This is a genomic window from Desulfopila sp. IMCC35006, assembly GCF_005116645.1.
Lineage (GTDB): Bacteria > Desulfobacterota > Desulfobulbia > Desulfobulbales > Desulfocapsaceae > Desulforhopalus_A.
Window position 1 is genome coordinate 169,712 of sequence record NZ_SWCM01000002.1, and the last position, 21,996, is coordinate 191,707.

The 21,996-nt window shown below is 51.9% G+C and carries 21 protein-coding genes; 6 read left to right on the forward strand and 15 right to left on the reverse strand.

Going from position 1 to position 21,996, the window contains the following annotated elements:
• Window positions 1-140: 140 nt before the first annotated feature.
• The 5 genes from FCL47_RS04720 to FCL47_RS04740 form a co-directional block, all read right to left on the reverse strand.
• Entirely contained in the window at window positions 141-611 is a 471-nt protein-coding gene (locus FCL47_RS04720) for a GtrA family protein (RefSeq protein WP_136812326.1), read from the reverse strand.
• A gap of 50 nt (window positions 612-661) precedes the next feature.
• Entirely contained in the window at window positions 662-2,344 is a 1,683-nt protein-coding gene (locus FCL47_RS04725; protein ID WP_136812327.1) for a long-chain fatty acid--CoA ligase, read from the reverse strand.
• Window positions 2,345-2,661: 317 nt separating this feature from the next.
• Window positions 2,662-3,765 carry a carboxypeptidase-like regulatory domain-containing protein gene (locus FCL47_RS04730; RefSeq protein ID WP_136812328.1) on the reverse strand — a complete coding sequence of 368 codons (1,104 nt, stop codon included), beginning with the start codon at window positions 3,763-3,765 and terminating at the stop codon, window positions 2,662-2,664.
• 200 nt (window positions 3,766-3,965) lie between these two features.
• Window positions 3,966-4,229, reverse strand: coding sequence for a hypothetical protein (locus FCL47_RS04735; protein ID WP_136812329.1), 264 nt, complete (start codon window positions 4,227-4,229; stop codon window positions 3,966-3,968).
• A 175-nt stretch (window positions 4,230-4,404) separates the two neighbouring features.
• Window positions 4,405-5,472 carry an RES family NAD+ phosphorylase gene (locus tag FCL47_RS04740; protein ID WP_136812330.1) on the reverse strand — a complete coding sequence of 356 codons (1,068 nt, stop codon included), beginning with the start codon at window positions 5,470-5,472 and terminating at the stop codon, window positions 4,405-4,407.
• A 714-nt stretch (window positions 5,473-6,186) separates the two neighbouring features.
• Between FCL47_RS04740 and acsA the strand changes: the two genes are divergently transcribed.
• Both acsA and FCL47_RS04750 read left to right on the forward strand, forming a co-directional pair.
• Window positions 6,187-7,956: an acetate--CoA ligase gene (gene acsA / locus FCL47_RS04745; protein WP_136812331.1), complete on the forward strand. Its 1,770-nt coding sequence runs from the start codon at window positions 6,187-6,189 to the stop codon at window positions 7,954-7,956.
• Between the two features lie 18 nt (window positions 7,957-7,974).
• Window positions 7,975-10,668 (forward strand): bifunctional acetate--CoA ligase family protein/GNAT family N-acetyltransferase, encoded by a 2,694-nt coding sequence (locus tag FCL47_RS04750; RefSeq protein ID WP_136812332.1) that lies wholly within the window; start codon window positions 7,975-7,977, stop codon window positions 10,666-10,668.
• Between the two features lie 21 nt (window positions 10,669-10,689).
• Here the strand turns inward: FCL47_RS04750 and FCL47_RS04755 are convergent, their stop codons facing one another.
• A complete protein-coding gene (locus FCL47_RS04755) occupies window positions 10,690-10,941 on the reverse strand; it encodes an acyl carrier protein (RefSeq protein ID WP_136812333.1) in 252 nt (83 codons plus the stop codon).
• 164 nt (window positions 10,942-11,105) lie between these two features.
• Between FCL47_RS04755 and FCL47_RS04760 the strand changes: the two genes are divergently transcribed.
• The 4 genes from FCL47_RS04760 to ppsA all read left to right on the forward strand — a co-directional run bounded on the left by FCL47_RS04760 (window position 11,106) and on the right by ppsA (window position 15,335).
• Window positions 11,106-11,594, forward strand: a complete 489-nt coding sequence (locus FCL47_RS04760) for a ferritin family protein (protein ID WP_167496365.1) — start codon at window positions 11,106-11,108, stop codon at window positions 11,592-11,594.
• Window positions 11,595-12,215: 621 nt separating this feature from the next.
• Entirely contained in the window at window positions 12,216-12,617 is a 402-nt protein-coding gene (locus FCL47_RS04765) for a response regulator (RefSeq protein ID WP_136812335.1), read from the forward strand.
• 33 nt (window positions 12,618-12,650) lie between these two features.
• Window positions 12,651-12,848 carry a hypothetical protein gene (locus tag FCL47_RS04770; RefSeq protein ID WP_136812336.1) on the forward strand — a complete coding sequence of 66 codons (198 nt, stop codon included), beginning with the start codon at window positions 12,651-12,653 and terminating at the stop codon, window positions 12,846-12,848.
• Window positions 12,849-12,920: 72 nt separating this feature from the next.
• Window positions 12,921-15,335: a phosphoenolpyruvate synthase gene (ppsA, locus tag FCL47_RS04775; protein ID WP_136812337.1), complete on the forward strand. Its 2,415-nt coding sequence runs from the start codon at window positions 12,921-12,923 to the stop codon at window positions 15,333-15,335.
• Window positions 15,336-15,347: 12 nt separating this feature from the next.
• Here ppsA and FCL47_RS04780 read toward each other — a convergent pair whose 3' ends face one another.
• The 9 genes from FCL47_RS04780 to atpD all read right to left on the reverse strand — a co-directional run bounded on the left by FCL47_RS04780 (window position 15,348) and on the right by atpD (window position 21,980).
• Entirely contained in the window at window positions 15,348-16,220 is an 873-nt protein-coding gene (locus FCL47_RS04780; RefSeq protein ID WP_167496366.1) for a F0F1 ATP synthase subunit gamma, read from the reverse strand.
• 1 nt (window position 16,221) lies between these two features.
• Entirely contained in the window at window positions 16,222-17,760 is a 1,539-nt protein-coding gene (locus FCL47_RS04785; protein WP_136812339.1) for a F0F1 ATP synthase subunit alpha, read from the reverse strand.
• Complete coding sequence (locus tag FCL47_RS04790) at window positions 17,750-18,517, reverse strand: hypothetical protein (RefSeq protein ID WP_136812340.1); 768 nt, start codon at window positions 18,515-18,517, stop codon at window positions 17,750-17,752. Before FCL47_RS04790 ends, FCL47_RS04785 begins: the two co-directional genes overlap by 11 nt.
• A 3-nt stretch (window positions 18,518-18,520) precedes the next feature.
• Entirely contained in the window at window positions 18,521-18,799 is a 279-nt protein-coding gene (locus FCL47_RS04795; protein ID WP_136812341.1) for a F0F1 ATP synthase subunit C, read from the reverse strand.
• A 14-nt stretch (window positions 18,800-18,813) separates the two neighbouring features.
• Window positions 18,814-19,497 (reverse strand): F0F1 ATP synthase subunit A, encoded by a 684-nt coding sequence (locus FCL47_RS04800; protein WP_136812342.1) that lies wholly within the window; start codon window positions 19,495-19,497, stop codon window positions 18,814-18,816.
• Window positions 19,481-19,783, reverse strand: a complete 303-nt coding sequence (locus FCL47_RS04805) for an ATP synthase subunit I (protein WP_136812343.1) — start codon at window positions 19,781-19,783, stop codon at window positions 19,481-19,483. Before FCL47_RS04805 ends, FCL47_RS04800 begins: the two co-directional genes overlap by 17 nt.
• Window positions 19,776-20,099 carry an AtpZ/AtpI family protein gene (locus tag FCL47_RS04810; RefSeq protein ID WP_136812344.1) on the reverse strand — a complete coding sequence of 108 codons (324 nt, stop codon included), beginning with the start codon at window positions 20,097-20,099 and terminating at the stop codon, window positions 19,776-19,778. The genes FCL47_RS04805 and FCL47_RS04810 overlap by 8 nt, the downstream gene beginning before the upstream one ends.
• Before the next feature lie 90 nt (window positions 20,100-20,189).
• Window positions 20,190-20,573, reverse strand: a complete 384-nt coding sequence (locus tag FCL47_RS04815) for a F0F1 ATP synthase subunit epsilon (RefSeq protein WP_136812345.1) — start codon at window positions 20,571-20,573, stop codon at window positions 20,190-20,192.
• A 24-nt stretch (window positions 20,574-20,597) separates the two neighbouring features.
• Window positions 20,598-21,980 (reverse strand): F0F1 ATP synthase subunit beta, encoded by a 1,383-nt coding sequence (gene atpD / locus FCL47_RS04820; RefSeq protein WP_136812346.1) that lies wholly within the window; start codon window positions 21,978-21,980, stop codon window positions 20,598-20,600.
• Between the last annotated feature and the right edge of the window lie 16 nt (window positions 21,981-21,996).

A 21,996-nucleotide genomic window follows, 5' to 3' on the forward strand; every position in this document is an offset into this window, starting at 1 on the left:
AGAACATACTGAACGAATACAACTAAAAAGGCCGCTCATGAGAAGGTGTCGGATCAGATGGCGTTGTACTCGTAAAACAATTTTTCAGAGCATTGCAGGAAAACTGCTGCTTATTGCATGACCGACCTCACTTTTGTTCTCTAGCCTTTAAAAATAAAAAACTTGCGCATGGCGAAGTTGAAAATGACTGCGGTCAAAATGTTGGAGGCAAAGGCGTAGGTGGTGAGGAGGCCAAAGCGCCTGATGAGGATACCCATCAACACTGTGCCAAGGAAAGTACTTACGCTCGAAACCGCATAAAAGAGCAGGATTTCAACAACGAAATGGTATTTGCCGCCTTGAAAGACATAGAGAATGTTGATGACATAGGCAACCATGTTGGCAAAGAGAAAGGCGATAAAATTGCCGATCATCGAATTGCGGGCCCTCGTGGCGTCATTGATTTTCCGGATGGTCAGATTGAAAAACCGAACAGCGTGATCCTTTTCCTGCAATGCGGGAAAGATCTTCCAGGCAACAAGATGAAAAACTATGATATGGGTAATGCCGGCAAGAACACCGGCTAAGGCGTATTTAATAAACTGGCAGATGAAAGGGTTGGCTAAGCTCATGTTGTATCCCTTTGCGGAAGCACCTATGTCGACTATTTGCCGTTCTTTTCTCAGAATGGAGCATTTTTTCTTGCAACCTCCCCTTCAAGCAGCTTGCGTCGAAGGAGTTTCCCCATGACATTCTTTGGCAGTGACTCGACAAATTCTATGGATGAAGGGACTTTGAAACGTGCAATGCGGCTTTTAAGGTATTCGGTAATCTCCTCGCTTTCTGCACTTTTCCCCTCTTTGAGCAGCACGTACGCCTTGATTACTTCACCACTGTATTCATCCGGTATGCCGACAACTGCGGCGTCCTGCACACCGGGGTGGGTGCAGATGACTGTTTCCACCTCCGTTGGGTACACATTGAACCCTTTGACGATTATGATATCTTTCGCCCGGTCAATGATCTGGAAATAGCCATCCTCGTCCATCCTGGCGATATCTCCGGTATAGAGCCATCCGTCCCGGAGTACTCTATCCGTGGCTTCGGGGTGTTGCCAGTAGCCTTTCATGACCTGGGGGCCTTTGACAATCAGTTCGCCTTCTTTGCCTGCCGGGACATCCTGCCTTCCCGTTTCCATATCGACGATCCTGCACGCAGTATCCGGCATGGGAATACCGATATATCCTGTTTTATTGACCCCGTTGATCGGATTGGAGTGCGTAACAGGTGACGCTTCGGAGAGGCCGTATCCTTCAACCAGCTGAGCTTCGGTGACCGTCTCGAATCTCTGTTGAACACTCTTCGACAGCGGTGCACCGCCGCTGAGGCAGGCTCTGATGGATTTGAGATTATATTTTGCGACGTTTGGGTAATTCCCAAGCGCAGCATACATAGTCGGTACGCCCGGCAGGATCGTTACATGCTCTTTTTCGATCATTTTGAGAATATAGGCCAGATCCTTGGGGTTGGGAATCAGGACCAGTTCGCCCGCACAGGAGATGGTAAAACTGAGGCAGGCAGTCATGCCGAAGCTGTGAAAGAACGGGAGCCAGCCAAGGGTGACTTCCTCGCCGTCGACAATATCGGTGACCCAGCTCTTACATTGGAGTGCATTGACGACGAGGTTATAGTGGCTCAGCATGACGCCTTTTGGCGTTCCGGTCGTGCCACTGGTATACTGGAGAATGGCAATGTCTTCATGATTGACGTTGATTTTGGGTCTGGCAGCAGAACATTGCCTCAGCAATGTATTCCAATCATGATCTGCCGCATCGAGGGTGACCCGATCCTCTTTTTCTTTCAGGAGGGTGAAAAGGATTCTGGTAATTGCCGGAAAGTACGTTTTGACATTGGTGACGATAACGTTTTTTAATCCGGTGTTCTTTCTTATCTTCTGGATGATCGGATAGAAACGGCTCATAACAATGATGGTTTCAGCACCAGAGTCATTGAGTTCATATGCCACTTCGGAGGACTGGAAGAGCGGATTGACCGGAACGGAGATGGCTCCTATTTTTAAAGCCCCGTAGAGTGCAATGATAAACTGGGGTGTATTGGCCAGATAGATCGCCACCCTGTCGCCTTTACGTACCCCAAGCTGGAGGAGCATGTTGGCCGCTTTGTTGACCAGTGTATCAAGTTCGGCGTAACTGATGCGACGTCCCAGATAGGAAAGTGCCTGGTTGTCGGGAAATTTTTTCGTCGCCTGTTCCAGGAAATCATACAGCGGCACCTGTGGATATTCGAGCCCGGCGGGAACATTTTTTTCATAATGCTGCAGCCAGATCTTTTCTTCGTATCCCATGTTTTATTTCCCCAGGAAGATTTATGATCATTGGCCCGATCGAATTTTCATTACATTGAATGCTCCTTTTATCTATAACGTATTGTGCTGATGTCCCCCGTAGTCAAGAAAGCACCGTTGCCTGTAGTTCAACCATCTAATCGCCTCAGCAAAAGTCCTCATATTCACATATAACTGATCCAGGGTGTGCGCTGTTCGTTTCCCGGGACGCCGTAAACCCATCCCTGGGGGGCTTCGCTGCAGCCGTCCTTGGCTGCAGAGACCCGAAAAACGAACAGCGCACACCCTTCCATTCCGATAAAAATTGCCCGGCACCTTTATTTTTCTAAAAAATTCGCCATGCCTTTGTCCTGGGCCAGGGGGGCTGCCGTATTTGCCGACAGGCACTGCTTCAGCAGGGCAATGGAGGCACGAAGACGATCGACCTCACCACTGGAAAGAGAAAAATCGCGATGGAAAGTCTTGGCTTGATTTTCTGCAACCACGTCAATCTTCAAATGCCATTCCCCTTCGCGCCAGGCGAAATGTTCTTCGGCGAACGCCTTGGAAATCGCGTAGGCATCGTCGCTCATTGGATCGACCGAGCCGTTGAATTTCTGCACACATGGCGGCTGCAGCTTATATTCCGGCAAGGCACCAACCTTGCTGTAGAGACTGGCAAAGTTCATACCCGGCATCAGAAACACTCGCAGATCCAGCCTGGCCCCGGCAAGAATCGGGAACGGCCCCGTTACCGGGGCAAAAGGGCCAAACGGATTAACGATTGTCCAGAAGGCAGGTGACAGAACGAATGAAGCATCTTTGGTTACCAAGGTGGCGCGTATTTCGTTGATCGTGGTCAAGGATGCACCGGCATTCTCGACCCGCAGAGACACCAAAGCAAAAGGATTTCCAAAATATTGCCCGATATACAGCGGCGGTCCGAGGGTCTTGACAAGTTCCGGAGGAGCCGGCTGCAGACGTATCTCGACATTTTGCATCTCCGCGGCGCTTTTCGTCATAACATCGGGTGTTTCATAGCCGGGCGCCTTGACCTGAAGTTTGTATTCCTTCTGCATTCGATCTTGGGGCACGGTAATGTCGAATTGGCCGACCCCATTGGTCGATACCGTCGCGATGGTTATCAGATTGACAGTCGCGCCGGCAATGGGGTCACCCGTCGTTGACAGAACTGCCCCATGGAAGACTTCACTGCTGTTCATCCAGCGATTAAATGATGGTCCCAATGTGGAACTGAGCACGCCAAGGACCAATGCAATGATGGCCGTCTGGAAGATACGGTTGATGACGAGGCGATTGATCGCCGCAGAAGGAGTCCATTTTCCCGAGCGCACCAGAAGCCGTAACACGCCAAAGACCAGGAGAAGGAACAGGGCCGCGAGCTGGAGAGGTGTACCTATTTCTTGTATTATGGATGCCATTGAATGTACCCGGTTGATTCATTGTTTAGTTGAAATCCGTAGATCCCTGCCCTCTGCCGTTTCCTTACGCTTAATCTTTACCCCGCATCTGCTATATCGATCCCCAGGTCGCCGTGTCCCGTCAGCTGGATGCTTTGCATTACTTCTGGTATGTCGTGCATAGTGGTTTCCTTTGAGTGCTGCGTCTTGTGAGACGTACTTCATGGAGTTGACCACACTGCACCATTGTCCGAGGCAGACTGGTCAAAAGTATTGGCAGCTCGTCCCATGATATTTCCTATATCCTGGAAAACAGGTGCATCCGTCGCGTTATTGGGAAATCTTTGATCAGAGAAGCAAAGATCCAGCTTGCTATCGATGAGATAACAGAGGGAGTACGCAAAGGTACCCTCCTGGATCTGTTTGATGAAAAAGACAGGGATAAACTGATCGTGGGAATTAGGGTACGGCTGGTATTTTGCCACAGCTTCCCTCCCCTGTTTGTCATGACTGAGTGGTCAACTGGCTGGTTTTACGTGATATCATACCAGTAAAGGTCAGTTTTTACGATACTTTTTACCTTTTCCTACAGGCTCAACATTGAATTCACTGGTTTCGCGCTGTTTGCGAAACCCAGTGGAATAACTGGTTAGGTAAATATTATAATACTTCAGCAATTCCAAAGTGGAAGTCATACGAAACTTTACGCATAATTAGCTTATTAATGCACTTTATGCTAACTTTACCTTCAGCGACAGGCCTACCAAATATTGCCAAATTTGGAATTGATTTTGCTTCTTCATAATCCCTATACTGAGGTATCATCCTATGCGAAATTCCATAAACAGTTTCGAAAGGCGTTGCTCCCGTACGTAGTAAACTGAAATACGAAGGATATATTATTCCGTCATAACCTGCATCATGTGCAGAAATTGCAATGCTTTTTGTTATGTGATATGAATGAGATGATGCAAGAAATAACATATGAACTGCCATATCAAGGCTTTCAAACTCCGTTACGCCATTTCCCTCATTTAGCAGTACAGACATATCAAGCAGGTTTAGCTCAGATGATGCGGAAAGCGTTGCCACGTACAATTCATCCTCTGCCGTAAATCTACTCTCATGAACGCAAACTTCTAAGTCAGGGCTAGCATACAAAACAGGTATTTTATTTGATTCGAATCTTCCTGAACCTGACAAATTAGATGGTGGACTATCGTACTCCTCAGGATTAGTTGGTTTTTTTGGTTCCTTCCTGATTCTATAGAATAAAGTATTTTGGTCTAAAATCCTTTGAGGATACTCAGACACTATTCGTTTAACAATTTGTGGCCGAGTGGCATCTTTTTGCAGATCTTTCAATGGTTCAACTTCACCCACCATCCACATTCGAGGACCATAATGAAAAAAGCCTACACCTAATATTTGACTTATTAAATTTACGTCGTTTTTACACCATTCAGGTACTCCTATGCTATTTTTTTGATGATTATTGAATTGCACACAAGGAGCGGCTCCGTAATCACAACGTACTAATGATCCCCAAACGAAATAGCCATATGCTAGCGTTTCTAGATGCACCATTTTTAGCTTATAGCCGTCCACTGCTTTGCATACAGGACAAGTTATATCATCGACTATTCCAATTTTTTGAGCATCTATTTTTAAACCGTGATCTTCGAAACAATTTGAACAAGCAACTATGTCTACACTTTCATCAATCATTGAATACCTAACATTTAATATGCCGCGTTGGCTTTTCGGGGGATATCGAATCAATCGTGGCAATTTTGATGCTTCTTTGACGGGGAGAACACAGGCGATAAAGCTGCATGATCCACTGTAACCCTGTAACCCTGTCTGGGTGTTCCTTCATATCTCATAGAAATTAAATAATATTTCTGCATAATAAGTGAGATATTTGTCACTTGCAAGAAAATTCAGTTAGGAATTTATTATGCCGCTTTTTGGTAATATAGCCCTGTTATATCGCGTCTGTATAACAGGGCGTTCTGTTATTTTTGAATACAATTATTAGCCAAATTGGGCCTATTATCTGCGCTCTTTGCGTCATTTGGGGAAATATCGACTGTTAGACGGAGGCTGGGATATGTTGGAAATAACTGGTTCAGGTTGGATATCTGCTATGAAAACCGACAATTGAGACGGGCTGTTTATGGGGGGATTGATCCTCGCACTTCGACCCCTCATGGTTCTGCTGATGCAACCAGGCAAAATGAGCATGTTGCTGAAAAAATGGGCTCGTGCTGGGGGGTATAAGCTGGCATAGATTCTGCAAAGATTATCGTTGAGAAGGCACCGAAAGGGTATGGAAACCATCTTTTTATAATATCGATGCCACTACTGGCTTCTCAGTGCTGACTGTACCGTTGCACAGGCTGTTTCCTTCATTTCCACCTTATGCGAAAAGGAGAGACTATGCACTGGCCCCCAATAAAAAAAATTCCAGAGGCTTTGACCCCTCAACCACATTTGGTGGATTATGATCAGACTTGTGCAAATTTTTCCTGGGAGGATGTTCTGCGTGAACTAGATGGCTCCGAGGGCAGTGCGGGGTTGAATATTGCCCATCTGGCGGTAGACCGGCATGCCGATGGACCCTTGTCTGCGCATCTGGCTCTGCGCTGGCTTGGCGGTGACGGGACCACCATCGATTTCAGTTATCGCGATCTCCAGGAAGAGTCCAACCGGTTTGCCAACCTCCTGGACCAGTTGGGTGTCGGCAAAGGGGATACGGTATTTTGCTTTACCGACCGGATTCCGGCGCTCTATTTTGCCGCCCTGGGGGCCTGGAAAAACCTCAGTGTCTTTTGTCCGCTCTTTTCGGCATTTGGCCCGGAGGCAGTTTATCAGCGCATGCAGCGTGGAGATGCCAAGGTTCTGGTAACGACGTCCCGGCTCTATCAACAGAAAATTGCAGCCTTGCGCAAGCGTCTGCCGAAGCTTGCGCATGTGCTCCTTGCCGATGTTGCAGAAGATCTGCAGGAAGGGGTGTGGTCACTGCCCGGCCAAATGGCCGCGGTTTCCTCTTCTTTTACTCTTCCGCCAACCGACCCGGAAGATATCGCCCTGCTGCACTTTACCAGCGGCACAACCGGCATGCCCAAGGGAGCCCTGCACGCGCACAAGGCGGTACTGACCCATTATATCACCGGCAGATATGTGCTGGATTTTCATGGGGACGATATCTTCTGGTGCACGGCCGATCCCGGCTGGGTCACCGGTATTTCCTATGGCATTATCGCCCCGCTGGTTTGCGGGGTCACCAACATCATCGATGCGGAAGAGTTTGATGCGGAACGCTGGTACAACATTCTCGAGAGCGAGAAGGTCACCATCTGGTATACCTCGCCGACCGCCGTGCGGCGGTTGATGTGCCTGGATATCAAGCCCCTGGAAATCTTCGACTTACACCACCTGCGGGCAATTCACAGTGTGGGCGAACCTCTCAACCCTGAGGCGGTGTTATGGGGGCAGAATGTCCTTGGCCTGCCAATCCACGACAACTGGTGGCAAACGGAGACCGGGGGCATCATGATCGCCAACTATCTGGCCCTGGAGATTCGACCGGGTTCCATGGGTCGTCCCCTGCCCGGCATTGAAGCAGCTGTCGTGCGACGAGTTGATGATTCGGCAGAAATTATCGAAGACGTTGAGGTCCAGGGAGAACTGGGCTTGCGTCCCGGCTGGCCGTCGATGTTTCGCGGCTATCTGCATGAGGAGGACAGGTATACTAAATGCTTTGCTGGCGACTATTACCTCACCGGCGATCTGGTTCGGCGGGATGCCGACGGGTACTTCTGGTTTGTCGGCCGGGCCGACGATATCATCAAGACTGCGGGTCATCTGGTCAGCCCCTTTGAAGTGGAAAGTCTTTTGATGACCCATCCGGCGGTCGCCGAAGCCGGGGTGATCGGCAAGCCCAATGCCATGCTGGGGGAGCTGGTCAAGGCCTTTGTCGCGGTCAAGCCGGACATTACTGCCGATGACCAGCTGCGTCTGGAGTTGATCGGCTTCACCCGCCGCCTGCTCGGCCCGGCGATCGCCCCAAGAGAGATTGAATTCAAGGCCCATCTTCCCAAGAACAAGGCCGGAAAAATCATGCGACGCCTGTTAAAGGCCCGGGAAATGGGTCTGCCGTTAGGCGATATTTCGACGCTGGAGCTCGAGGGTAACAATAAAAAATAGTTTTTCGGAGATGCAGTTATGACGATCAGAAACCTCAATTTTCTCTTTGACCCGAAGTCGATAGTCCTGATCGGCGCCAGCCAGACCCCCGGCACCGTCGCCGGCGTGCTGACCGGGAATGTATTCGGTGCCGGGTTCAAGGGCGAGATCTTTCCCATCAACCATATAAACCAGAACAGTGAAGGTATCGCCACCTACCGGGATATTGCCAGCCTTCCCCTGGCCCCTGATCTGGCGGTAATTGCCGCGCCGCCGGATACAGTGCCGGGTCTGATTGACGAACTTGGTAAGCGGGGCACGAAGGCGGCGGTGATCACTGCGCCAAGGCTTGCGACAATCGCCGGGCCACAGGGCCAAAAAGTGAACAGCGCCATGTTGAGCGCAGCCAGGCCGCATCTGCTGCGCATCCTCGGACCAAACTGTCTGGGCATAATGGTACCCGGAATCGGCCTGCATGCCGGCTTTGGCCATCTTCATCCCCTGCCCGGAAACATTGCCTTTGTGTCGCAATCCGGGGCCGTCCTGACAACGGTGCTCGACTGGGCCACCTCACGAAAAATCGGTTTTTCCCATTGTGTTTCCCTGGGCGATATGATCGATGTCGATTTTGGCGATATGCTCGATTATCTGGCAAACGATTACTCCACCCGGGCAATCCTGCTGTATCTTGAAAATGCAACCAATGCCCGAAAATTTCTCTCCGCCGCCCGGGCAGCCGCCCGCAATAAACCGGTGATTGTGGTAAAAACGGGAGAAAGTGGTGAGAGGTGCCGGTTTGCAGATGCCCCTGCCGGAGTGACCACCAGTTCCGATGCAGTGTACGAAGCTGTCTTCCGGCGGGCAGGCATACTGCGGGTTAAAGATTTACAGGCCTTATTCGATGCGGTCCAGACTCTTGCCATGACCAGGCAGGTAGCCGGGGACCGCCTGGCAATTGTTTGCAATGGCGGCGGTATTGGCGTCATGGCTGCCGACACCCTGATCGATCGCGGCGGCCAGCTGGCGTTGCCGGGCCAGGCAACCATGGAAAGCCTTGACCAGCTTCCTGCAGCCAGCTGGTCCCAGACCAACCCGATAGTTATCGACAGTGATGCGGCCGACAACCACTATGCCGATGCCCTGAGAATTCTCGACCAGGACAAAGAAACAGACGCCATTCTGCTGCTCCACTGCCCCACCGCCCTGACCTCGCCCACCACGACGGCCGAGGCGGTAATAAATACGGTTAATGGCCGAACGTCCACCTACCGGCAGAAAGCGGTATTGACCTGCTGGCTGGGCGATGCCTCGGTTGCCGAGGCCCGCACTCTTTTTGCGCAAAACAACATCTGCACCTATGCCACCCCTACCGAGGCCGTGCGCGGATTCATGCAGATAGTGCGCTACCGGAAAAGTCAGCAAATGCTGATGGAAACACCGCCCAGCATCGCCGATAGTTTTACCCCGGACACCTCCGGGGCCAGGCAGATCATCGCCGGTGCACTGGCGGACAACCGTACCTGGCTGTCGAGCGCGGAGGCCAGGGAACTCCTCATCGCCTACGCTATCCCCTTCGTCGATTCCTATACGGCCAGCTCTCCGGAAACGGCGGCCGAGCTGGCTGGCAAAATAGGCGGGTTAACGGCGCTTAAAATCCTCTCCGCCGATATTACGCATCGATCCGAGGTGAGCGGGGTCAGCCTCAATCTTGAAACCCCGGTGGTGGTGCGGGAGAACGCTGCTGCCATGCTGCAGCGGGTGACAGAAATACGGCCCGATGCGCACATAGAGGGGTTTACGGTTCAGCCGATGGTGCATCGTCCCCATGCCCTTGAATTGACGATCAGTATGGTGGAGGACGAACTGTTCGGTCCGGTTCTTATGGTCGGTCAGGGGGGGATTGCCGACGAGGTCATCGGCGACAAAGCACTCACCCTACCGCCGCTCAATTTGCATCTGGCCCATGATGCGCTATCGCAGACCAGGGTGTACAGGCTTTTGCAGGGTTACCGGGGAATACCGGCCGCGGATCTTGCATCCATTGAACTGACCCTGATAAAGGTATCGCAATTGATCTGTGATATCGCCGAAGTGGCCGAACTGCATCTTAATCCGCTGCTGGCCGATGAACATGGGGTGCTGGCTCTCGATGCCCGTGTCAGGGTGGCCAAGGCGGAGGGTGCGGCAGTCGACCGGCTGGCGATACTGCCCTACCCCAAGGAGCTGGAAGAAAGTCTGCGCCTGCCGGATGGGCAGCTCCTGCTGATCCGGCCGATCCGACCGGAAGACGAGCCGAATTTTCAAAATATCTTTGCCGGACTCACCCCGGAAGAAATCCGCCTGCGGTTTTTGCATCCGATGAATACGCTGCCGCATAGCCTGGCGGCGCGGCTGACCCAGATCGATTACGACCGGGAAATGTCTTTAGTTGTGGAGGGGAAAAATCCCGTTGGAGAGCCGGAACTGTATGGCGTTGTGCAGATCACCGCCGACCCGGACAAGGAACGGGCGGAGTTTGCCATCATGCTGCTCCATGACATGACCGGCCTGGGTCTCGGACCCATGCTGCTGCGACGCATAATCGAGTATGCCCGCAGTCAGGGCATTGGCGAGATTTACGGCGAGGTCCTGGGTGACAACAGATCGATGCTCAAGCTCTGTCGCGTATTCGATTTTGAAATCAGATCGGACCGGGAAGACCCAGGCATCAAGCAGGTTTTACTAAAACTCTAAGGCCTGTACTATTCGCCCGTCTCACTTGCCGCCCGATAATTTTTCCAGGTAGGCAACGCAGCCGTCCAGGGTTATCAGTTGCGGGTAGTCTGTTTCCGGGATTTTCACCTTGAGTGCCTGCTGGAGATGCTGCACCAGGTTCACACAGTCGACTGAGTCGAAGTCGAACTGGTCCCGGAACCGGGCCGCCGGATCCAGGTTTTCAAGATTCGCTTCTGGGGCAATCTGGGCAATTGCCTGCAGGACTAGGGCTGAAATTTCTGCGGGTTTCATAATTTTCTCATCCAGATATGGTTAGAAGAAGTTATGTTTTCAGAAATATTTCTTTCACTATTAGGATCGTATTACTATAACATAGCCAGAAAGTTTCGTGTGGTAAGATTTGTCCGCAACGACAGTTGCCGCATAGCGCATTAAAAAAAATGAGGAGACTTATCATGAACGTATTTGAATTTGCGATGCAGATGGAAAAAGACGGGGAAGCCTTTTATCGGCAGATTGCCGCAAAAACCAAGAATCCCGGCTTGCAGAAGATTTTCACAACCCTGGCAGACGAAGAAGTGGAGCACTACAAGACCTTTAAAAAATATTATGAGAAAACTCCGGTTCCGGTCAGCGAAAGCAATGTGTTCGATAAGGTGAAAAATATCTTCGTTGAGCTGAAAGACGCCGGGGGCCTGGATGTAACCGCCGAAACCCCGCAGACCGAAGCCTACCAGAAAGCAATGGAAGCCGAAAAGGAAGCGTATACCTTCTATGAGAAAAAAGCGGCTGAGACCGATTCTGCCGACGAAAAGCAGGTGTTTCTCGCATTCGCCAAGGAAGAACGGCGCCATTACCGACTGCTGGAAAACGTGATCGACTTCGTCGCCAGACCGCAGGAATGGCTTGAAAACGCCGAGTTTGCTCACATGGGGGAATTTTAGTGAATTAGAAATAATATTCTTGTGTGCTGTGCACAAGAATATTATTTCGTGAATGAACTTATCCCGCAATGCTGTTAGGCGGGATTAGTGAGAATGAGAAGAATGAACTTACACCCCTCAAGGGGGTACTGAACAGAGTCCCGCAATGCTGTTAGGCGGGATTAGTGAGACCACCTCCGAACATCACCCGCAATGCTGTTGGGCGGGATTAATGAGACGACCTCCAAACCTACACCCCTCAAGGGGGTACGAAACAGAGTCCCGCAAAGCTGTTGAGCGGGATTACCCAAACCACCAGCAAATCACTTACCCCGCCATCCAGCGGGGTAAGTGATCCAATCCTCTCGAAAGACAGCTTCACCACCACTAAGCACCCCACCCCCACCACCCAAAATAATCTGCAAAAATCTGCAACTCAAAATAACAATTTTAGCAGTTTCCCCCACCTCACACCAGCCACCCACTCCCCACCCTCAAAAAACCCGACCGGCAACTGGCAAACGAGTCACTATCGGCTGGCATAGTTTCTGCAACATCCAATACTGACGAGAACCATGGAGAGTGCTTTCGTGGAGGAACTTGTCCCGTAAGGATCTTTGAACGGCGCTAGTGAGGAACATCTTGATTTTAACCCATAAAAAAATGCTTCTTATCGATGGCGATGAAGGGATCAGAAAATCGCTGTCACTATTTTTCGGGTCACGTCATTGTCGCCTGGACACCGTGGAAAATGGTGCACAGGCGTTGAAGGCAGTAAGCACCGAACCGTATGACGTCATCCTTTGTGAAGAATTATTGCCCGACATGAACGGCCTCATTTTCTTCAAGATAGTAAACGATCGTTGCTGCGATGCGATAAAAATCCTCATTAGCTGGTACGGCAATAACACTGCTTTTGCTGATATTCATGGCAAAGGAATCGATTTTCTGCTGACAAAACCTTTTTCCGGTGATGATGTCGAGGCCGCAGTTATCAAGTTGGTCAAAGCCAGATCTATCAGGAACGGATCGGACTGTACTTGAAAGTATGACAGAAAAAACAAAGGGGAAAAAACTATGAGAAAAAAAGATGATTCAAAAATGGTACGCAGGGGCGTTGATTCCGGTGCAGCGGCAAGTCATAAATCACTTTACTTCGATAAGCATTTTCCATTTCTGCACAGGAAACAAACCGCTCTTCTCACGTCGCCGATTGGCACCCAGCCGTTACTGACGGCGTCGTCCCCGGCCTATCCAATTATAAAAGCCATTTAAATTGTCGGTAAAGAAATGCTGCAAACGTTGTAAGTCAGAATTGACGGCTCAGTCCGTCCTGGAGAAAAACAAATGAAGCTGGATGCGAATTATATACGCTGGTTTAAAGAAATTACTCTTGAGGATGTTCCCCTGGTTGGCGGCAAAAATGCGTCCCTGGGGGAAATGTACTGTGAACTTACCCCGCAAGGGGTAAAGGTTCCCAATGGTTTTGCGACAACGGCTGCAGCATACTGGCATGTGGTTCATTCGGCATCGATACTCGAGCCACTGCGAGACGCCATGGCTGGTCTGGACAAGACGGATGTCGACAATCTGGCAATTCGGGGGAAAAAGGCCCGCGAGCTTCTTGTCGGCGCCGGGATTCCCGATGATTTATGGGCGGAGATAAAAGCGGCCTATGACAGCCTCTGCGAGGAGTATGGCCCGGAGACCCACGTTGCCATACGGAGTTCGGCAACGGCCGAGGATCTGCCCACCGCCTCGTTTGCCGGGCAGCAGGAAACGTACCTCAATGTCAGCGGCTACGCTGCCCTCAAGGAGGCCTGCAGCAAATGTTTTGCCTCCCTGTTTACCGACCGGGCCATCAGTTACCGGATCGACAATGGTTTTGATCATTTCAAGGTTGCACTATCGATTGGCATCATGAAGATGGTCCGGTCGGATCTGGCCAGCAGCGGGGTTATGTTCACCATCGATACCGAGACCGGTTTTCGTGACGTAGTCTTTATTACCGGTGCTTACGGCCTGGGCGAAAATGTTGTCCAGGGGGCGGTAAACCCCGATGAATTTTATGTTTTCAAACCCACGCTGTTAAAGGGGTTCAGGCCGATCATCAGAAAAAATCTCGGTGAAAAAAAGATCAAGATGATCTATGGCCAGTTCGGCTCAAAGGCCCTGACCGAAAATATCGACGTCCCCGAACAGGAACGGAAGCGTTTCTGCCTGAGCGACGATGACGTCCTGCGTCTGGCCGGACAGGCGATCACCATTGAAAACCATTACTCGGAGAAAGCCGGAAAGGACCGGCCTATGGATATAGAATGGGCCAAGGACGGGTTGAGCGGGGAGCTGTTTATTGTCCAGGCACGGCCTGAAACCGTCGAATCGCAGAAATCTCTAAATATCCTCGAGGTGTATCATCTCGACACCAAAGGTCCGGTGCTGTCGAGGGGCAAGAGCGTGGGGGAAAAGATTGCCAGCGGCAGGGCCCGGAAGATTGACGATGTGGCACATCTGTCCTCGTTTCTGCCAGGGGAGGTCCTCATCAGCGATACCACCATGCCCGACTGGGAACCGGTGATGAAGACAGCGGCAGCCATTGTCACCAACAAGGGAGGCAGGACCTGCCATGCGGCCATCATCAGCCGCGAGCTCGGCATTCCGGCCGTGGTCGGCGCAGTCGATGCCACCGAAAAGATCAGTACCGGCCAGAATGTGACGGTCAGCTGTGCCGAAGGCGACGACGGAACGGTATACGACGGCATGCTCCCCTTCCATGTGGAGACCGTCAGTCTCAGCGACTTGAAGCGGCCGAAGACCAAGATCATGCTCAATCTGGCCAATCCGGAGATGGCCTTTTCCCTGTCGAAAATCCCCAATGACGGGGTCGGCCTGGCGCGGATGGAGTTTATTATCAACAGCTATATCAAGATCCACCCCATGGCCCTGGTCCATCCTGAACGGATAACAGACACCAGCGAACGGGAAAAAATTGGTGCCCTCACCTTTGGCTACAAAAATAAAGTGGACTACTTTGTCGACAAACTTGCCGAAGGTGCGGGGACCATCGCCGCGGCCTTTTATCCAAAACCGGTGGTAGTGCGGCTGAGCGATTTCAAGACCAATGAATACGCCAGCCTTCTCGGCGGCCGATACTTCGAGCCGGAGGAAGACAACCCGATGATCGGCTTTCGCGGTGCGTCGCGCTACTACGACGACAAATACCGGGAAGGCTTTGCCCTCGAGTGTTTGGCGATGAAGCGGATTCGCGACGAGATGGGGCTGACCAATCTCATTATCATGATCCCCTTCTGCCGTCGGGTCGATGAGGGCGAAAAAGTACTGGCCGAGATGGCAAAGAACGGACTGGTACGCGGCGAAAACGGACTCGAGGTCTATGTGATGTGCGAGATCCCCAATAACGTCCTGCTGGTTGATGAATTCAGCAGGCTGTTCGACGGCTTTTCCATCGGCTCCAACGACCTGACCCAGCTGACCCTTGGGGTCGATCGGGATTCGGCCCTGGTCGCCCACGATTTCGACGAGCGGGATGCCGGCGTGATGAAGATAATCTCCATGGCTATCCAGGGTGCCAGACGCAACAACCGCCACAGCGGTATCTGCGGCCAGGCGCCCAGCGACTATCCCGATTTTGCCGAATTTCTGGTACGGGAAGGCATTGATTCGATGTCGCTCAATCCCGACTCGATCATGAAAATCACCGCCAGGATCACGGAGATGGAAAAGAACCGGTCAGCTGGCTGACGCAGATGAGAATCAGTGGGGGGTCAGGGCTTCAAAACCTGAGATGATATCCAGCAGCTCGGCCGTTATGGCGCTCTGCCTGTTCTCGCGAAACTTGCCCTGGAGCTTTTCTTCAAGCTCCAGGATATTTTTTTCGGCGGCCATCATCGCGGAAAGGCGGGCACCATTCTCGCAGGCCAGGGACTGGGCAAACGCTCGGTAGATTAAAGCAAAAAGATGTTCCTGGAAAATATGCTTAAAAAAATCATTTACTTCCATGCCGACCACCGGTAAACAGCGCGACGGCCAGACTGCCTCTTTTTTTTGCCTGCTCCACTGTGCATCAAGAGGCAGGACCTGTACGGCGACCGGTTCATACGCACCTCCCCTGCCCAGCCGGTTAAAATAAAGCACGAACGTCTCAATATGATGCACTTCGTGGAGATCGGCAAAATCATGCACCATGGCCAGCATTAAATCCCCTATGGCATCGGTGGAAGATGGCAGGGCAAAATGGTGCTCTATGCTGGTTACTTCGTCGAATGCCACACGCACGCGTTCGCCTGCCGTCCAGTAATGGATCTTTATGCCGTTTCTTTTAAGAGAATCGATGTGTTCGGTGGCAAAGCGGACGACGGCATCATTAAACTGGCCGCACATGCCCTGGTCGGAACCAATCACCAGGCAGACGGCAGCCGACGAACGGGTGCGGCTCTCCATATGGACATTGTTGCGCAACAAAGCCTGCCAGCCAATTTCTATTATATGACTGTACTTGTCCATGGACCTGGCAGCTGACTCAAAATGCCTGATATTGACGGCGGCCAGCCCTTTCATGGTTTTCACGACCGAGAGCAGATCATGCGCTGTTCTGATTTTCCTGCTCAGCCTTGCAACATTCTCCATGTCATGCATCCTCTGCAGCGACAAGCGCGTACTTGGCAATGATCTTTTCGAGCAGCGTTTCAAGTTCCTCCCAGACAGGATCTTCCCTGGCTGCTGCGTCGATGGCCCGTGATAATTCTGTACTGTTTCGGACTACCCCGACAATCTCCTCCTCCATTACACCAAGGCTGGTGAGCGGCAGCAAATCCGCCATCCCTGTATTGACAGCGTACAGCACCGCAATCTGCTCCGCCGCACTGAGAGGCATATACTGTTGCTGCTTGAGCGTTTCACGGATTCGCCAGCCGTGCTGCAAAATCTTTTTGGTATTTTCATCAAGACGGGTACCAAACCGGGCAAAGGCCTCGAGCTCCTGAAACTGCGAGTAGGAGAGACGCAGGTCGGCCACGACCTTGCGATATGCGGGAAGTTGGGTCTTGCCGCCCACCCGGGATACGGATTTTGCGATATCGACTGGTGGCAAGACCCCTTTCTGGAACAGGTCCGGCGACAGATAGATCTGGCCGTCGGTGATAGAGATAAGATTTGTCGGAATATAGGCGGAAATATTTTGCGCTTCCGTTTCAATGATCGGCAATGCGGTCAACGAGCCACCCCCGTGCTCAGGGCGGAGCCGGGTTGAACGTTCGAGCAGGCGGCTGTGCACATAAAAGATATCTCCCGGAAAGGCCTCCCGGCCTGGCGGGCGGCGAAGCAGCAGAGATATTTGCCGATAGGCCAGAGCATGCCGGGTCAGATCGTCATAAACGATGAGGACATCCTTTCCGCCGGCCATGAAATACTCTGCCATGGAGGTGGCGGCATACGGCGCAATATACTGTATACCGGGTGAATCACTGCCTCCAGCCACAACCACGGCGGTGTAATCCATCACTTTGTGCCGTTCAAATTCGGCCACCACTTTGGCCACCGAGGAACCGCGCTGCCCGATGGCGCAGTAAATACACACCACATTTTTATCGGCCTGGTTGATAATGGTATCAACAGCTATCCCCGTTTTCCCGGTCTGACGATCCCCCAGAATGAGTTCCCTCTGACCGCGGCCAATCGGGACGAGGGCATCAATGACCTTGATGCCGGTCTGCAGCGGTCTGTTTACCGGACCTCGGGCCATTATCGGCGGCGCCTCCCTCTGGACGGCCAGCAGTGTGTCCTTTTCAAGGGGGCCTTTTTCATCAAGAGGCCGACCCAGCGGATCAATGATCCGGCCGATGAGGTTCTTCGTGACAGGCACTTCCAGGATCCGGCCGGTTCTTCTTATTTCCGACCGGGCTTTTATGCCGGTATCCTCGTCAAGCAGGACAATGCCCGTTTTCTCCGGCAGGATGTCAACCACCAGACCGATGACGCCATTGTCGAAGTACACAAGTTCTTCCGATTTCACCCGTTTGAGCCCTTCCGCCCAGACTATGCCCTGGCCGCAGGAGAGAACCCTGCCCACTTCTTCCTCGATGACTGAGGCAGTGAATTTTCTTACCCCATCTTCAAGTTCCTGCGCAGTATCGTCGAGTAGCTGGTCGAGGATGTTTTTATTGTCCATGCGACACCCCGGAAAGAGCCCTGGCGGCAGTTTCAATTTCCGACTCCAGCTCAAGCAGGTAACGGTTTACGTTCCATTCCCACTTCTGGTCTTCGCTATAGAGCCTCAGCCCAAAACCCAGGTCTCTGTCTACCGCAAAACTGATGTTCCCGCCCTGTTCGACAAATGGCGCGAGCGCCATTTCCAGTTTTTCTTTTTGCGGCATACTGAGCGGAAATCCGGTGATACAGGTGATCTGGCCGGCCGAGGCAGACAGCAGCGCAGCAATTCCCTGATCTTTCCGGCTGATTTTGGCGATAAAATTTTCGATAAGCCGAGCTTCCAGATCGTCGTCGGCGAGATCGGTCAGCGCCTTTTGGGCAATCAGGAAAACCTGTCGGTTGATGATTCGTTTGAGCTTTTGGAGAAAGTGGGTTTGCTCTGCGAGAAGACCACTCTGCCAGACAGCGCGCTTTTCATCGAATTCGGCCTGAAGGTGTTTCAGCGCATTATTTTTCCAGATTTCCACCTCCTCCCTGGCCTGCGACAGCATCTCTTCCCTCGATCTGGCAAAATTTTCCTGTTCTTTCGCCAGCTCCGCCGCTCTTTCATTGGCGATTTTTTCCGTCTTTGCCGCTTCCGCCAGCCGGGCCGCGACCTGTTGTTCCCGCTTATCCATGGCGCCTGTTATCGGGCCGTACAGAAAACGCTTGAGGAGTGCGATCAGGATCAAAAAATTTATGATCTGGAAAATGACTGTGGGCCAGTCGATAAGCATGGTTTACCCTCCAGCCTTGGCAATAAAATGATTCCAGAAGGGATTGGCGAAAATCAGTATCATCGAGACGACAAAACAATAGATAGCCGTTGACTCAATCATGGCCAGACCAACAAAAAGCGTCCTGGTTATACTGCCCGTTTCATCGGGCTGCATGGCAATGGAGTTTAATGCCGTTGCTACAGCCCGCCCCTCGCCAAGAGCCGGGCCTAAGGAGCCGATACAGATGCAGAGGGCGGCGGAAAAAATCGAAATTACTCCAATCAGGGTTAAACTGTCCATGGCAAGCTCCTGTATTAACGTTTTTCTTTTTCTTCATGCACCTTTAATCCTGCGGCGATGTATACTGCGGCCAGGATCGCAAATATATAGGCCTGGACCATACCGGTCAGCAAACCAAGCAGTTGCATGACAACCGGAAAAATCAATGGGGTTACCGCAAGAAGAATCCCGCCGATCATCTCACCGCTCATGACATTCCCAAACAGCCGGACGGCAAGAGCCAGGGTACGGCTGAGTTCACCCAGAATATTAAAAGGCAGCATCATCGGGTTTGGCTGCAGATATTTTTTCAGATATCCACCGAAACCACTGTCACGCACGCCATAAAGCGGTACCGCCACCAACACGCTGAGGGCCAGACCCGCCGTTGTCGATAAGGAGCCGGTCGGGGACAAAAATCCAGGAATAATTTCCAGCAGATTACAAACGGCAATAAATATAAACAGGGTGCCGATAAAGGGCAGAAACCGGCGGGGCTCCTGCCTGGTGACATCGCCGATCTGCCCGAGCAGCAGGGTGACAATGCTCTCCAGGCAACTCTGCCACCGCGAGACTTGCGGACCGGTGGACAGACGCCTGGTTGCCAGCCATGAACCAAGTGTTACCAGGGCCATGACCAGCCAGGTAAAAAGGATAGTGCCATTCAGCGTAAAATACGCATTCTCGAAAATGGTTATACTGTCAGGACTCAGCCGCATGCATCCGCCTCCCGTCGGTTACCCCCACCCGCCGAAGCACAAAATAACGGCTCCCGAAAAAACCGGGCAGCATACCCAAAAAAACAGAGGGATACTCCCGGCCGACAATATATAAAATCAGGAGTGTCGTGCCAAGGCGCAGCGCAGTACTTACCAGGAGGAGCTTGTGCGGCGCACGGCTGGTTGGGATTTTTCTGACCGTGAGCCATAGCCCGCCAAAATACAGGCCGCCGAGAATCAGGCCGCCGAAAAAGCCGAAAGCATACTGAGGAAACGTTTCAATCATCACTCTGATCCCCTTGTTTAGTGATTGAATCCCGTTCTTTCTGCAACCAATACCAGACGTTATAGCAACCAAGACCGAGACCGATGATAAAGAGCATCAGTGACCACGAATATCCGCCGGATACGTGGCTGTCCAGCCATAAACCGAAAAAAACGCCGATGACCGCCGGAACCGCAACGGACCAGCCGACCAGGCCGAAAAGGCCGAGCCCAAACCAGACCGGCTTTCCTTGTTTTAAGCTTCGCAGGCGTCGTTTTTCCCGACCGTGGACCTCGTTTGGAAAATCGTCAGGTTTTTTTCCCCGAGAGGCTTTCATGCTCATTATCCTTGCCTCACCGGCCTCCTCTGGTTCCTCTGCACCGCAGGGGAAGCTGAGAAGGCCAGCAGAAGAATATTTTTTATTGAATCATCGGTGACTGAATTCCATAAAGCGCCGCAAAAATCCCGCCTCAAGTCTGACAACTGCCGATTTATTGATTTTCTCCCGTTCCGCACTTGCTGCGATCATCTGGTCAATTTCCCGATGCAACTGGCCGAGCTCTCCGGCAACGACCCGCCGTGCGGCAACCATTACTTCCGGCCCCTGCTTAACAAGTATTCCGTTATCAAGAGCCAGATAAAATTCCTTCCCGTCCAGATCTGCATAGGAAAAAATGGACGGAACGAGCGCTACAACGTAATCGATATGGTGTGGCAACAGGCAGAAGGCTCCTGCCGGACTCTCTCCTTTGACTTTACTCACCTCGCTTTCAAGAAATATGCCCGATGGCAGGTAGATTGTCAGATCCATAGCCGTGCCTGGAGTATTTTTCGATTATTCCGCATCTTTTTTTGCCTCACTGACGGTTCCGATCATATACAGGGCTCTTTCACTTACCTCAGAGAATTCATCGTTTAAAATCCTTTCACAACCATCGATCGTGTCGGCAAGATCGACTATTTTTCCCTCTAGTCCGGTGAAGTGTTGTGTGGTGAAAAAAGGCTGGGTCATAAAACGCTCGAGCCTTCTGGCCCGATAGACGGTTCTCCGGTCTTCCCGGGCAAGCTCTTCTATGCCGAGCATGGCAATGATATCTTTCAACTCCTCATAGATAGCCAGGGTCTTTTTCACCTCACGTGCCACGTCATAGTGTCGCAGTCCGACAATGCGCGGATCGAGCATCATCGAATGGGACTGGAGCGGGTCGATGGCCGGATAGAACCCTTCGCCGGCGAGTTTTCTGGAAAGTACGATACTGGCCGAGAGATGGCTGAAGGTGTGGACTGCGGCGGGATCCGTCAGATCGTCGGCCGGCACATACACTGCCTGGATTGAGGTGATCGAGGCATTTTTTGAGCTGGCGATCCGCTCTTCGAGGTCGGCAAGTTCCGTTGCCATGGTCGGCTGATAGCCCAGTCTCGACGGCAGCCTTCCAAGGAGGCCGGATAATTCCATGCCGGCCTGGATGAATCGAAATATATTGTCGATAAGGAGCAGGACATCCTGGCCACAATCGTCCCTGAAGTACTCGGCCATGGTCAGGCCGGTATGGCCGACCCGGAAACGCGCCCCGGGGGATTCGTTCATCTGGCCAAAGACCATGACGGTATTCTGCAAAACACCGGCCGCAGCCATCTCCCGGTAGAGTTCTTCGCCTTCCCGGCATCTCTCACCAATCCCGCAAAAAATGCTGATACCGTGATGTTTACCGACCATATTGTTGATAAGCTCGGTAATGACCACCGTTTTGCCCACGCCGGCGCCACCAAAGAGACCTGCTTTGCCGCCCCGCTCCAGGGGGACGAGAAGATCGATAACTTTTATTCCGGTGAGAAAAATTTCCTCCGTCGTTATTCTTTGCGCAAGGGGAATTGGCCGCCGGTGGATAGAGCGTTTTTCCATCCCTTCGACCTGGGGTTTGTTATCAATAGCCGCACCAAACAGATTGAACATTCGGCCCAGCAGCTTGTCGCCAACGGGAACCATTATAGGCGCACCGGTACCTTGGGTTTTGTCGCCCCGTCCCAGGCCGGCTGTAGGCGTCAGCGCAATACAGCGGACCGTGTTTTTGTCAAGATGATCGCTCACCTCAACAATCACCTCATTGTTATCACCGGTAAAGAGCAGGCCGTTTACAGGAGGCAGACCCTCCTCAAAGACAATATCAACTACACTGCCCCTGACGGCGGCAACCCGGCCAACATATGTTTCTTCCATCAGATTTCGCGTGTCC

Excerpts from the sequence above, each read along its gene's own strand:
- FCL47_RS04725 (WP_136812327.1), bottom strand. The coding sequence starts at position 2,344 with ATGGGATACGAAGAAAAGATCTGGCTGCAGCATTATGAAAAAAATGTT.
- FCL47_RS04795 (WP_136812341.1), bottom strand. The coding sequence starts at position 18,799 with ATGGACAGTTTAACCCTGATTGGAGTAATTTCGATTTTTTCCGCCGCC.
- FCL47_RS04770 (WP_136812336.1), top strand. The coding sequence starts at position 12,651 with ATGAGAAAAAAAGATGATTCAAAAATGGTACGCAGGGGCGTTGATTCC.
- FCL47_RS04760 (WP_167496365.1), top strand. The coding sequence starts at position 11,106 with ATGAACGTATTTGAATTTGCGATGCAGATGGAAAAAGACGGGGAAGCC.
- FCL47_RS04730 (WP_136812328.1), bottom strand. The coding sequence starts at position 3,765 with ATGGCATCCATAATACAAGAAATAGGTACACCTCTCCAGCTCGCGGCC.
- FCL47_RS04785 (WP_136812339.1), bottom strand. The coding sequence starts at position 17,760 with ATGGACAATAAAAACATCCTCGACCAGCTACTCGACGATACTGCGCAG.
- atpD (WP_136812346.1), bottom strand. The coding sequence starts at position 21,980 with ATGGAAGAAACATATGTTGGCCGGGTTGCCGCCGTCAGGGGCAGTGTA.
- FCL47_RS04800 (WP_136812342.1), bottom strand. The coding sequence starts at position 19,497 with ATGCGGCTGAGTCCTGACAGTATAACCATTTTCGAGAATGCGTATTTT.
- ppsA (WP_136812337.1), top strand. The coding sequence starts at position 12,921 with ATGAAGCTGGATGCGAATTATATACGCTGGTTTAAAGAAATTACTCTT.
- acsA (WP_136812331.1), top strand. The coding sequence starts at position 6,187 with ATGCACTGGCCCCCAATAAAAAAAATTCCAGAGGCTTTGACCCCTCAA.
- FCL47_RS04740 (WP_136812330.1), bottom strand. The coding sequence starts at position 5,472 with ATGATTGATGAAAGTGTAGACATAGTTGCTTGTTCAAATTGTTTCGAA.
- FCL47_RS04755 (WP_136812333.1), bottom strand. The coding sequence starts at position 10,941 with ATGAAACCCGCAGAAATTTCAGCCCTAGTCCTGCAGGCAATTGCCCAG.
- FCL47_RS04790 (WP_136812340.1), bottom strand. The coding sequence starts at position 18,517 with ATGCTTATCGACTGGCCCACAGTCATTTTCCAGATCATAAATTTTTTG.
- FCL47_RS04750 (WP_136812332.1), top strand. The coding sequence starts at position 7,975 with ATGACGATCAGAAACCTCAATTTTCTCTTTGACCCGAAGTCGATAGTC.
- FCL47_RS04720 (WP_136812326.1), bottom strand. The coding sequence starts at position 611 with ATGAGCTTAGCCAACCCTTTCATCTGCCAGTTTATTAAATACGCCTTA.
- FCL47_RS04810 (WP_136812344.1), bottom strand. The coding sequence starts at position 20,099 with ATGAAAGCCTCTCGGGGAAAAAAACCTGACGATTTTCCAAACGAGGTC.
- FCL47_RS04805 (WP_136812343.1), bottom strand. The coding sequence starts at position 19,783 with ATGATTGAAACGTTTCCTCAGTATGCTTTCGGCTTTTTCGGCGGCCTG.
- FCL47_RS04780 (WP_167496366.1), bottom strand. The coding sequence starts at position 16,220 with ATGGAGAATGTTGCAAGGCTGAGCAGGAAAATCAGAACAGCGCATGAT.
- FCL47_RS04815 (WP_136812345.1), bottom strand. The coding sequence starts at position 20,573 with ATGGATCTGACAATCTACCTGCCATCGGGCATATTTCTTGAAAGCGAG.